The following is a 12184-nucleotide window of genomic DNA, read 5'->3' on the forward strand; positions in this document are numbered from 1 at the left end:
GCAGAATGCGCCGCTTATGATCCTGGATTGCTTAATCGGAGCACCCGCCCTAGCAAGCCTTGCTCGCGTTCCCGGAGATCGAGCGGAGGCGTTGGAGCAAGCGAGTTTGCTTGACGGCAAACAACTATCCGGAAACAAAAAAAATATTCTTACATTTTGGTTAGGAGATCTATGTATGAACAAGCCGTTCTATCGAAACCTTCTCTGTACGGCATTGCTGGGTGTGTTTTCGGCCGCAACCCATGCGCAAAGCACCGTTACGTTGTATGGCGTCATTGACGAAGGCGTGGTGTTCCAAAGCAATAGCGGAGCCGGCAAGCGGGTCTCGCTCGACTCGCTGGGCGGCATTTTCGGCAGTCGGTGGGGGATGACAGGCAGCGAGGATCTGGGCGCGGGCCTCAAGGCGATCTTCACGCTCGAGTCGGGCATCAACTTGAACAATGGTGCATTCGGCCAGGGTGGAACCGCATTCGGGCGTCAGGCATTCGTGGGTCTCAGCAGCGATCGCCTCGGCAGCCTTACCCTTGGGCGGCAATATGACATGATTTTCTACTTCCCGGAGCCCCTGACCGCCGAAGGGCTGCTCGGCGGTCCGGCCTCGTCGCATCCGGGCGATCTCGATAATGCCGCCAATACCATTCGCGTGAATAACGCGATTCGCTACATGAGCCCGACATTCAACGGGTTCAAATTCGGTGGCGAATACAGCGTCGGCGGTGTTGCCGGCAACCTGACGGCCAATAGCGGCTACTCGGTCGGCGCGTCTTATGAATACGGGCCGTTTAAGGTCGCGGGTGCGTACGAGTACTTCAAGAATCCGACTTCGGCGACGGCCGGATCCGGCTTCTTCACGGACAACGCCAGCGGGGCATCCCCACTGGCATTTTCACTCAACTCCGGATACAAGAGCGCGCAGTCCTTTCAGAATGCGATCGTAGCGGCCAACTACAAGATCGGCGCACTGACGCTGGCGGCGTCGTACTCGAACATTCAGTATGGCCACCTCAACGGCGAGTTACTGGGCGGAACGGCACGCTTCAACAACTTCGACATCGGTGCGCAGTATCAGTTTTCGCCGTTCTTCTTCGCCGGCATCATGTACAACTACCTGAACGGCCGGGGCGTCGGTACAGCCAGTGGCGCGACGATTGGCGGTCAACACTACAACCAGATCGGATTGATGGCTGACTACTTCCTTTCCAAACGGACGGACGTTTACTGGACCATGGGTTGGCAACGCGCGTCTGGCATCTCGTCGACCGGAAAGGCTGCCGTTGCGGATATCGGCAACTATGGCGATTCGTCGAACAATCATCAGATTCTGATTCGCGCGGCATTGCGCCATCGCTTCTAAATCTGGGCGAGGCTGCATGCGGACGCGTCCACGAGACCGTGCCGCGTGCAACTCTCCACGAGCGTAGCTCGGACCCAGTGGCCCCTCTTCATCGACGGTGAAGCTCGAAACGCGGACAACGCCTCGATGCTTGACAGTGGGAGAGCGCCGCCCCAATATCTACTCGCGAGTAGAAAACATACTTTTAAGTATTTTCGGGTTCGTGACGTTTCCCGAGACGGCTGAGAGACGCGTTGTACTTTTATCCGAATGGAGATTGGCATGCATATCGAGGGATTGGCTGCAATTGTAACGGGGGGCGCGTCCGGACTCGGCGGTGCGGTCGCGCGCCTGCTGGCGGAGAAAGGTGCCAAGGTCACGATTCTCGATCTCAACGAGGAATTGGGCCGCGCCTGTGCCCGGCAAGTCGGCGGCCATTTCGTCAAGGTCGACGTGTGCGACGAGGTTGCGGTCGATGCGGCGCTCGCGACGGCGGAAGGGCTCCATGGAAAGGCGCGCTTGCTGGTGAACTGCGCCGGCATCGGGCCGCCGGGAAAGGTCATCAATCGCGATGGATCTCCGCTCGCGCTTGACAACTTCGCGCGGATCGTCAACATCAACCTGATGGGGACCTTCAACGTCTTGTCGAAATTCGCGGCTCGATTGCACACGGAAGCACCGATCGGCGAGGAGCGCGGCGTCATCGTCAATACCGCGAGCGTGGCGGCATTCGATGGACAGATCGGTCAGCCCGCTTATGCCGCATCGAAGGCGGGCATTGTCGGCATGACGCTTCCCATAGCACGCGAGTTTGCGCGGTACGGGATCCGGGTCATGACGATCGCTCCCGGCATTTTCCTTACCCCGTTGCTGGCTAGCTTGCCACAGGACGCTCAGGACTCCCTTGGCAAGCAGGTCCCGTTTCCGAGCCGTCTCGGGCAACCCGACGAATTCGCCAAGCTCGTGCAGTCCATCGTCGAGAACTCGATGCTCAACGGGGAGGTGATTCGGCTCGACGGTGCAATCCGGATGGCGCCGCGATGATGTAACGCGGGTGCCGGCCGAGCATTCGAATCGTGCGCTACGAGCCGTCGTGCTTAAAGCAGACTTGTGACGCCGTGCGGTAGACGATTGGAAACGACATTGGCGTTTCCGATCCTAAAACATGGGAACGTGTATGAATGGAGAAAGCTTGCTGGTCGACGTCGAGGATGGCATTGCAACCCTTGCACTCAATCGGCCGGAATCGGGAAATGCAATCGATTTGCCCCTGGCTCAGGCGCTCATGCGGGCTGCTATCCGGTGCGATCAGGATCCTTCCATTCGCTGTGTCGTACTCACGGGCATGGGACGGCTCTTCTGCGCGGGGGGCGATCTGGGCTCGTTCGGGGCGGTCGGCGATGACCTGCCCGGCTTTCTGAGCGAACTGGCGGGTACGCTTCATCTTGCGCTTTCGCGGTTCATGCGAATGCCCAAACCGCTTCTCGTCCTGGTCAACGGGCCCGCCGCCGGGGCGGGCTTCAGCTTGGCAATCGCTGGAGATATTGTCATTGCCGCGCGCTCTGCGCATTTCACGCCAGCTTATGGCGCGGTTGGGCTCAGTCCGGATGGCGGGATGTCATGGCAACTTCCCCGCCTGGTGGGATTCAGGCGCGCCCAGGAAATGCTCCTTTTGAACCAGCGTGTCCGGGCCGACGATGCACTCGCAATGGGGCTGATCAACCGAGTCGTCGATGATGACGATCTCGTGAGTGAGGGGCGAGCAACTGCGCGTACGCTCGTGGACTCCGCGACGAAAGCCATTGCGGCTAGTCGTGAGCTGCTGCTCGAATCGTTTCACGGGGAGTTCGAGGCGCACCTCGAGCGGGAAGCGCGCTCGATCGCCGCGCTCGGCGCTGGAGACGAGGCTGGCGAAGGCATTCGGGCTTTCACCGAACGGCGAAAACCCCAGTTTCGTCGAGGTATCTGAGTTAGCTGGTGTGCCGCCGCGGTGATCGCCGTGCGGGAAACCGTGTGATGCAGGGCCGCGGGAAAGGAGCCCGACGACTTCCGGACATCTGCGTAGCGACGTGTCTTGATCGTCTGGCATGCTCGCAACCACATCGAGGCCCATTTGCCGGTATCGTTTTCATGCACCCGCACGCCCGCCGGAAATCTCTTGCCTCGCGCGGGCGCCCGCCGACTAATCGGTACGCCGGCGGGGTGGGATCCGGATGTAGGAGCGGGCATCCGGTCGCTCCGATGACCATGCCACTGGATGTGCTTCATCTCCGGCCGTGCTCCACCCGATGCTCGGGTCGCTGGCGCACATACAACATGCAACACGAACGCGTCGGTTGCGAAACACCGCCTCGGAACCGACACGAGCAAGGCGCTGCTTCCGATTCAACACGCGTGGCTACTACCGGCCATCGGTGACTGCTGAAACGCAAGCGCCACGCGCGTTTCGGCGTCTGCCAGGCGAGATCCCCGGCTAGGGCGGCATCGCCTTCGAAACCGCCCGCGTGCCTCAGCCGCCTGGGCGAGCGTGTGAACGAGCGCCCAGCAAGGATCAGTATGGAGCTGCGGCGTGTGCCGACGGCGTTACGGCTTTGCGGTATGCCAGATGTTCATGAAGCCGTCGCCGGTGGTCTGGCCTGGCGCCTTGTCCTGCGACCAGCGATATAGCGGCTTGCCGCGATAGGCCCACTGCTTCGTGCCGTCGTCGCGGACGATAACGGTGTAGTCTCCCACCTCCTTGTCGGTACCATCGGCGGTCAGCGGCGGCCACTTGATTGCGCAATTGCCGCTGCATGCGCTCTTGCCGGCGACGCTATCGCGATCAAAGGTGTATAGCGTCATTCCGCGTGCATCGGTCAGGACACCATTGGCCGTTTTGACCGACATCGGGACCGACGACATGCCGATGCTTTGGCTTGCGCACCCGGTGAGATTCAGCGCGACTGCTGTTGAGGCTAGGACAAGCGACTGCCGCGCGATGGAGTGGGGAAAGGACTTGAGCTGGTTCATTTGTTTTCCTTGGGAGTGGGGTGTATCGGTTACGCTGAATCACGCAGTAGACGCGCGGCAGAGCGCTTTATTCCAGCCGATCCGATATTTTTTTGTGGCCCGCCGGAATGCGCGCGGCAAGTCAAGCGAGCACGGATTTAGAGCGATACGACCGATGTCGTTTGCCTCGCATGAAACGGGGCAGGCCTGATCCGGGTCATGGCATCGCAGCGCGGGAAGCGGGGAGGTGCCCTGTGCCCCGAATGCATTTGGATAGACGCGCGGCGCTGTTGCTGCCTGCGGTGCGGGAGTTCTGGTGCTGAACGTCCTGGCTTTCCGGAATGACGCGGAGGAACGGGAAGTGGGTAGGACTCGATTGTGACGCAACGCGTGACGACGGTCACAGGATGCAGGCAGATGCGGAGGAGCTTCGCCCAGTAACCGCGGTTGCGCATCTGCTGCGCGCTTATCGCGCTCGCAGGCCGTTCAGCAAGATGGAAGTGGCCTGGCGAGCGATTTCCTCTGCGGTCATTTGTCCGTCCTCGCGATACCACCGGCCAATCCAACTCAGCGCGCCCGCGACGACGAAGGCACCGAGCTTGGGCTCGATCGGGGCGAAGGCTTTCTCCTCGATGGCCTTTTCGAGCAGGATCCGAAACTCGTGATCGATGTCCGCCTTGAGCCTGCGAAGCTTGACCCGGTTCTCCGGAATCAGGGATTCTTCACCGATGCGAATGACGCACATGCCGAAATCCATCGTGACGATCTTCGCGTATTCGAGCATGGCCGCTTCAAACTTCTCGACTGCGCTGCCACCCGTCACCGTGATATCGCGGATCGCCTGTTGCATCATGTCCAGGCCCATGCGTACGCATTCGAACAGGATTTCGTCCTTGTTCTTTGCGTAGTAATAGACCGTCGGCTTCGTGATGTGGAGGCGCTCGGCAACCTCGTCCAGCGACGATGCGTGAAACCCCTTTTCATTGAAAAGGCGTGCGGCGGTTCGAAGCACGGCCAGCCGCTTTCGTTCTCTCTCGCTTTCGCGAGCTTCAGCCTTCTTCCACGGTGAAGCGGTAGCGCCCATGAAGACTCCCTCGGATTCGTCGTGTCCGCCTCCCGTGAATGTCTGCCTTGCACGAGGCAAAGTAACGGATCGACAAGCGGTGGCGGCAACCGCAGTATGCGAATGGCGGATACTACCATGACGTCGAATCTATACTTCCGGGTAGTGCTGCGCGTCGGTGAGTCTCACGGCCCGCATCGCGACGCGGGGGCGTCGGCGCGATGCCGTTTCGAGAGCGCGCTCGTGATCCGGGGCGCCGGGATCGCGAGCCAGTCGGAGTCCTACTCCGTGACGAACCTGGCAACCTGGTCCAGCGGCGCCCGTTCGGTTCGAAACGCATTCGCGGGATGCGAAGGATCCGCATATCCGAAGGAAATGCCGCAGACGACGCGCCGCTCCGGCGGGATCGACAGGATCTCGCGCAGGACGTGCGCTTTGGACGCAAGGGCGGCTTGCGCGATCGCCGACACACCAAGGCTCGCTGCAGCGAGCATGAAGTTGTTCACGTATGCGCCGCAATCGAGAACGCCATAGGTGCCGAGCAGTGCGTCGGTCGTGATGACGGCCACATGCGGCGCGCCGAACAGCCTGAAATTTTCTTCGGCTTGGCGAGCGGATGCCTCGCGGTCTCCGGCGGCGATGCCGACACTTTCATACAGCTGCAAGCCGCAGGTGCGTCTGCGATCGCGGTACACGCCGCGATATTCCGCGGGCGGAGCGATTTCCCACCGCTCGTTGGGTAACGCGGACGCGGCCTGCAATGCGGAACGAAGCCGATCCGTGGCGGCGGGCCTCGTGACGATGATTTGCCACGGTTGCGAATTGCACCAGGACGGCGTGCGTTGTGCGATCGAGAGAATCGCGTCGATCGTTTCGCCAGGCACCTCGCGGGAGAGATAGCCGCGGCAACTGAAACGGGCGTCGAGAACGGAACGCAGAGCGTCGAAAAGGGGCGTGTCTGTCATGGGTCCTGTCGCGCATGCGCGCGTGGGTTCGTGTTGGGGAATCTCATTGGCCTTTGAAGACCGGCCTGCGTTTCTCCAGGAACGCAGCAATACCTTCCTTCGCGTCGTCGGTTTCGAGCACCCGCCGCATCAGTGCGGCTTCCCTGTCCATCCCGGCCTGGTCGGCAGGGCCGTCGGTCGCGGGAAGGCTGTCGAGGATGCTTCGATACGCTATGGCGCCGAACCCGGCCACCTCGTTACCTAACGCGATCGCGTGGGCCAGCAGGGCAGCGTGGTCTTCTTTCACGAAGCTCACGAGTCCCCACATCAGGGCTTCCTGAGCGTTCAGCACGCGTCCGGTCAGCATCAATTCCGCCGCGCGCGAACGACCGACGATGGCCGGCAGGAATTGGGTTCCGCCGTATGTCGGCATCACGCCCAACCGGATTTCCGGCATCGCGAACGTGGCGTCGTTCACTGCGGCCCGCACGGTGCACGCGAGCGCGAGCTCCAGTCCTCCGCCGAACGCGGCGCCGCTGATCGCCGCGATCGTGAACACTGGCGATTGCGAAAGTCTTAGCAGCAGATTTCGAATGCGGTCGTTCTTCTCGGCTTGCTGGTCCCAGGTCTCAATCGCGTTGTCCTTCAGATCGCTACCGGCGCTGAACGCACGGGTGCCTTCTGCCGTGATCAGCAGAAATCGCGTGCCGTCCCGTTCCACCGCGTCCAGACAAGACGCTAGTCCGTCCCAGACTGCGCGATTCAGTGCATTCAACCGATCGGGACGGGTGATCGTGAAGACGGCACCAGACTCGATGCGCTCAAATCGGAAATCCAAAGTTGCTCTCCGCGAAGCGGGCGCCGCCGGACGGCGCCCGCGCAACACCGGTTACGTCACTTGCCGCTGCCGAACACGCCGGCCATCAGCTCGTAGCGTGTGCCGTTGAATTGCATCAGCTGCAGCTTCTTGATCGGATAGGCGTCCGTTGGCGACGTTTGCACGGTGATCCCGGGTTGAAGCATCGGCAGGGTCACATTCAGGCTAAGCGCCTGCTTCATCACATTCTCTCGCGTGAGGTTGTCGCCCGCCTGCTTCAAGGTTTGCACCAGCGTCTGCGCAATCGAGTAACCGAGCACGTTCAGCGTGTCCGACACGTCACCCGCCGGGTAGTACTGGTTCATGAACGCTGCGTAATCCTGATATTCCTTCGTGGCCTTCGTGGCCGGATCCGTCGGATCCCTCAGATAGGTCGCGCTTATCACACCCTTCGACGCGCCAAAGCCGGCCGGCTTGAGCACCGTGCCCACGGAGCTGGCGGAACTGACGACGTACCGAGTCGGTTGCCAGCCGATTTCGGCGGCCTTCTTGATCGCCATCGCCGAGAACTTCGGCGTGGTCAGCAGGATCAGCGTATCGGCGCCCGAACCCTTCATCGAAACGATCTGGCTGTCGACCGTGGGGTCGGTCGTCTCGTACGTTTGGAACGACACCACCGTCGACTTGGCCTTGCTGCCCAGACCGTCGACGATGCCCTGGTAATAGTCCTTGCCGAAGTCGTCGTTCTGCATCAGGATCGCGACCTTCGCATTCGGCTGGGTTTGCAGGATGTGCTGTGCGTATGCGACGGCCTCGGCATGATTGGTGGGTTGCCAGCCGATGGTCCACGGGTTCTGCTTGACTTCGCCGAAGCGGGTGGCACCCGAGCCGACGAAGAGCTGTGGCACCTTCTTGATCGTCAGGTATTTCTGGATCGCGAGGTTGTTGGCCGTACCGAGCGGCAGGAAGATTGCCAGTACCTGATCCTGTTCGACCAGCTTGCGCGCCTGCTCGACAGTCTTGGACGGCGTATAGGCATCGTCAACCGAGATGAAATTGATCTTGCGGCCATTGACGCCGCCTTCGGCGTTGATCTTCGCGAAATAGGCGGCAGCCGATTTGCCGATCGTGCCATAGGCCGATACCGGGCCCGAGTAGGGCAGGATGTTGCCGATCCTGATCTCGGTATCGCTGGCGCCGGGATCGTATTTCTTTTGCGCGTAGGCCCCGGTCGTGGCCAGCATCAGTGAAGCGGCGGCCACGCCTGCGATAAACGCTCTGCGGTCGATTCGGACGGTCATGGTGTCTCCTGGGATGCAGGGTGCGGATGCCCCTGGGTTTTTTCTGCTGGTGGTCCCTTGGCATCCTAGGCGCGGTGTGGCCGGCACCCCATCGTCGGAAGCGACGAATTGCACATCCGCAGGCAAGCTGGTCAGCGTACGACGCCCAACCGGCGCGCAATTGCCACAGCCTGGGTGCGGCTGCGGCTGTCGAGCTTCGTGTTGATGTTGCGAAGATGCGTGCGTACGGTGCTGTCGGAAATGAACAGTTTCTCGGCCATCGCGGTATTGGAGTAACCCTCCGCGAGCAGCTGGAGAACGCGAATCTCTTTGCGCGTAAGCGGTTCGCTAGGCCCGGATACAGCGTGGCCGGTGTCGGCTTCATCGTCGGCGCTGATCGGGCCCAGTCGGTCGGCCAGGCGCTGGACGTACTCCTGCAGGATCGGGTCCTGGGCGGAATCCGCCGAACCCGATTGCACGCGATGCAGGAGCGGCGCCACAATGGGGCCTTCATCCAGCAGCAAGCGGACGAAACCCTCGCGACAGGTTTCCTGTAGAAGCGGATTCGCCCAGTTCATCGCGCGCCCCACGTCACCATGGCGGAAGAAGGCAAGCGCCAGAAACAGGCGCAGCTTGAGCGCGCGATGCTGGCGGCCGGACTGTTGGGCAACGCGCAACTGAACTTCGAGCGGTTGCATCAGCGCGCCGGGATCGCCGGCATGGAGATCGAGCCGCATCTGTGTGATGAATGCATCGTCGACGTCCTGGGCGGGCTTCGTATCGGAGTTGAGGGCGTCCAGCGCCAGGGCTCGCGCCAATTCCTCGCGTGCTGCAACGGCATGCCCTTGCAACGTCAGCAGTCTCGAACGCTCCAGCTTCGCGCTCGCGGTGACGCGCGGCAACTGGCGCTGATGGCCCAGGTATTCGAGCTCCGTCAACGTGAGCAACGCGGTGTCCACTTCTCCGCGCAGGAACGCAAGACGCGCACGCAGGCGGTGACTGGAGATCATGTGGTCGGGCAGCCCGACATCCCGCGCCAGTGGCAGGTAGACGTTCAACAGTCGTTCGGCCGCCACGAGATCGTCGGCTTCGTAAAGCGCGCCTGCATAGGGCACCCCGGCCCATGCATTGCCGTGCGCGTAGTTGTAGGCCGACGTGCTCGACGTTGCAGTGACCGCCATGCGAAAGCGGGCGGTCGCCTGTCGCAGATGACCTTCGCGCAGGTCCAGCATCCCGCCGACGGTCTCGGTGTACATGCGGTTGAAGGCGCCGTCCGCCTGGGCGTGGCGGGCGTCCTCGAGGAAGCGGTGCGCTTCCTTGCGCTCGCCGATGACCGACAGGATATGCGCCATCGCGTTGAGCAGCACGCTGTCGACGAACGCGTTGCCGGTCGGTAGTCGAGCCAGGCCGGAATGGCCGGCGTCATTGGCCTCTTCGTAGCGATCCATCATCGCCAGCAGCACCGGCAGGAGTGCCCGGACATGGGCCTGAACCTGCGGATCGTCGCTCTCCCGGCAGCCCGACTCTTCCAGCCATTTCATCGCGGTCCACGGGCCCTGGCTGAAGCAGCGTGCCCATACCGCGATCACCTGCAGTCGCGGTCGCGCGCGCAGCAATTCGGGTGTGATCGTGGTAAACCAGCGGTCGAGCAGCCGCATGCGGCCTTGTTCGAGGAGTCCGTGCGCGTGGTGCTCGAGCAGTTCCAGCGCATGCGGATAGTCGCCGCCGGCAATGGCGTGGTCGATCGCGGGCACGGGCCGCTGCTGCGACTCGAACCAGCCGGAGGCGGCCAGGTGCAGACGCGCGGCGTCGTCGGGACGTTCCCGCTCGAGCTGCCGGCGCAGGAAGTCCGCGAACAGGCTGTGGTACCTGAACAGATCAGGTGCGTCTTCGACCGGGATCAGAAAAACATTGCCGCGGTGCAGCGACTGCAGCATGGCATCGCAATCCACCTGTGGGAGCAACGCCTGGCAGACGGGCGCGCTGAGGTGATGCAGCACGCTCGTGCGCAGCAGAAATTCCCGGACGACGTGATCTTGCTGCGAGAACACTTCTTCGGTGAGATAGTCGGCCACGTCGCGGTCCGATGCGGATAGTCGCGCGACGACATCTGCGGATTGGTCCGAACGTTGCAGCGCCAGCGACAGCAGCCAAAGGGCCGCTACCCAGCCTTCGGTCTTCCCGAGGACGCGGTCCAGCGTTTCCAGCGACAGTTCGGCCCCGCGCAGCCGGAAGAATTCGGCAGCCTCGGCGGGCGAGAAACGCAGCGAATCCGTTTCGAGTTCCAGGAGCAGGCCGCGCGCGCGCAGACGACCGACGCCGAGGTCGGGCAGGTTGCGCGAGCCGATGATCACTTGCCCGTTGCGCGGCAACTGCTCCAGCAGCTCTCGCACCAGGCCGAGCACGCCTCCTTCCCGGATAACCTCGAAATCGTCCAGGAACAACGCGTAGGGGGTTTGTTCCGAAACCAGTTGCGCCAGCGGATCCTGCGCGGCGGCCCCGCGCTCGAGGCCCATCTGGCCCAGCGCCGCTGACAAGCCGGCCAGAAAACGCGGCACGTCGTTGTCGGCGGCATCCAGCGTCAGCCATGCAGTCGCCACGCCGCGATCTTCGAGCGCTTCGCGGATCTGGACCATTGCCATCGTTTTGCCGAACCCGGCGGGGGCGCGCACGAGGATCAACTTGACCGCGCCGGCGTTGGCGAGTCGGCCGGCAACGCCGGCGCGCTTCACCTCGGCCGCGCGCTGCACCAACGGTGCCAACTTGGCCAGTGAAATCATCGGCGTGGTGTGATGGGGAGGATAGGCGGACACTGGGGGCGCAGAAGTGGATCGCATACGGGGGTGTGTCGAATTGTTGCGTTTGAAGGTCCGGCGTGCACTCGTCTCTTCCGACGATGGTATCGCACCAGGTGCGTCCCTAGACTACGAATCGCAGTGGACGGATGGCCGTCCAGCAGACTTTGCTCTCACTATGCAACTTGATTCTTCCATTGCTGCCGTCGTGACCGGCGGCGCTTCCGGCCTCGGGGCTGCCACGGCGCGTCGTCTGGCGGCCCGCGGTGTCAAAGTCGCCGTGTTCGATCTCAACGCCGAGCTTGGTGAAGCCCTGGCCAGCGAAATCGGCGGCATCTACTGCTCCGTGGACGTCACGTCCGACGAGCAGGTGGACGCTGCTTTCGTCAAAGCGCGTGCTGCACACGGCCAGGAACGCATCATGATCAACTGCGCCGGTATCGGCCACCCCGCGAAGACGGCGAGCCGCGACAAGACCACCGGTGCCGGTCGGCACTTTCCAATGAAGGATTTCGAGCGGGTCATCCAGATCAACCTGCTCGGGACCTTTCGCTGTGCAGCAAAGTCCGCAGCAGGAATGCTCGACCTGCCGCCGGGCCCGGATGGAGAGCGCGGCGTCATCGTCAACACGGCGTCGGTCGCCGCGCAGGATGGCCAGATGGGGCAGGTGGCCTACGCTGCGTCGAAGGCTGCGATCGCAGGCATGACGCTGCCGATCGCCCGCGACCTGATGGACGACGGCATCCGTGTCAACACTATCCTCCCCGGCATCTTCGACACGCCGCTGATGCAGGCCGCGCCCGACAAGGTGAAGGACGCGCTGGCCGCATCGGTTCCGTTCCCCAAACGCTTCGGTTCGCCAACCGAGTTCGCCCAGATGGTCGAAATCACGATCACAAATGGATACCTCAACGGCGAGTGCGTCCGTCTCGATGGCGCGATTCGCATGGCGCCCCGCTGATCA

General features: G+C 62.4%; 10 protein-coding genes. 4 read left to right on the forward strand and 6 right to left on the reverse strand.

Annotation, left to right across the window (positions count from 1 at the left end; genetic code table 11):
• Positions 1-175 precede the first annotated feature (175 nt).
• From U5798_RS31375 to U5798_RS31385, 3 genes are all read left to right on the forward strand, one after another.
• Positions 176-1354 carry a porin gene (locus tag U5798_RS31375; protein WP_193093143.1) on the forward strand — a complete coding sequence of 393 codons (1179 nt, stop codon included), beginning with the start codon at positions 176-178 and terminating at the stop codon, positions 1352-1354.
• Positions 1355-1615: 261 nt separating this feature from the next.
• The gene (locus U5798_RS31380) at positions 1616-2377 is read left to right on the forward strand and encodes an SDR family NAD(P)-dependent oxidoreductase (RefSeq protein WP_322084252.1); all 762 of its coding nucleotides are present in this window, start codon (positions 1616-1618) and stop codon (positions 2375-2377) included.
• 148 nt (positions 2378-2525) lie between these two features.
• Entirely contained in the window at positions 2526-3302 is a 777-nt protein-coding gene (locus U5798_RS31385; protein ID WP_226816410.1) for an enoyl-CoA hydratase/isomerase family protein, read from the forward strand.
• 614 nt (positions 3303-3916) lie between these two features.
• Here the strand turns inward: U5798_RS31385 and U5798_RS31390 are convergent.
• The 6 genes from U5798_RS31390 to U5798_RS31415 all read right to left on the reverse strand — a co-directional run bounded on the left by U5798_RS31390 (position 3917) and on the right by U5798_RS31415 (position 11205).
• Entirely contained in the window at positions 3917-4342 is a 426-nt protein-coding gene (locus U5798_RS31390; RefSeq protein WP_322084253.1) for an ATP-binding protein, read from the reverse strand.
• Positions 4343-4787: 445 nt separating this feature from the next.
• Positions 4788-5405, reverse strand: a complete 618-nt coding sequence (locus U5798_RS31395; protein ID WP_059731761.1) for a TetR/AcrR family transcriptional regulator — start codon at positions 5403-5405, stop codon at positions 4788-4790.
• A 260-nt stretch (positions 5406-5665) separates the two neighbouring features.
• The gene (locus U5798_RS31400; protein WP_322084254.1) at positions 5666-6349 is read right to left on the reverse strand and encodes a nitroreductase; all 684 of its coding nucleotides are present in this window, start codon (positions 6347-6349) and stop codon (positions 5666-5668) included.
• A 43-nt stretch (positions 6350-6392) separates the two neighbouring features.
• Positions 6393-7166 carry an enoyl-CoA hydratase-related protein gene (locus U5798_RS31405; RefSeq protein WP_322084255.1) on the reverse strand — a complete coding sequence of 258 codons (774 nt, stop codon included), beginning with the start codon at positions 7164-7166 and terminating at the stop codon, positions 6393-6395.
• A gap of 56 nt (positions 7167-7222) precedes the next feature.
• The gene (locus U5798_RS31410) at positions 7223-8446 is read right to left on the reverse strand and encodes an ABC transporter substrate-binding protein (RefSeq protein ID WP_322084256.1); all 1224 of its coding nucleotides are present in this window, start codon (positions 8444-8446) and stop codon (positions 7223-7225) included.
• A gap of 131 nt (positions 8447-8577) precedes the next feature.
• Positions 8578-11205: a LuxR C-terminal-related transcriptional regulator gene (locus U5798_RS31415; RefSeq protein ID WP_322084257.1), complete on the reverse strand. Its 2628-nt coding sequence runs from the start codon at positions 11203-11205 to the stop codon at positions 8578-8580.
• 193 nt (positions 11206-11398) lie between these two features.
• Between U5798_RS31415 and U5798_RS31420 the strand changes: the two genes are divergently transcribed.
• Complete coding sequence (locus U5798_RS31420) at positions 11399-12181, forward strand: SDR family NAD(P)-dependent oxidoreductase (RefSeq protein ID WP_321819869.1); 783 nt, start codon at positions 11399-11401, stop codon at positions 12179-12181.
• The last annotated feature ends 3 nt before the right edge of the window (positions 12182-12184 follow it).

It is taken from the genome of Burkholderia sp. BCC1972, assembly GCF_905339605.1.
Lineage (GTDB): Bacteria > Pseudomonadota > Gammaproteobacteria > Burkholderiales > Burkholderiaceae > Burkholderia.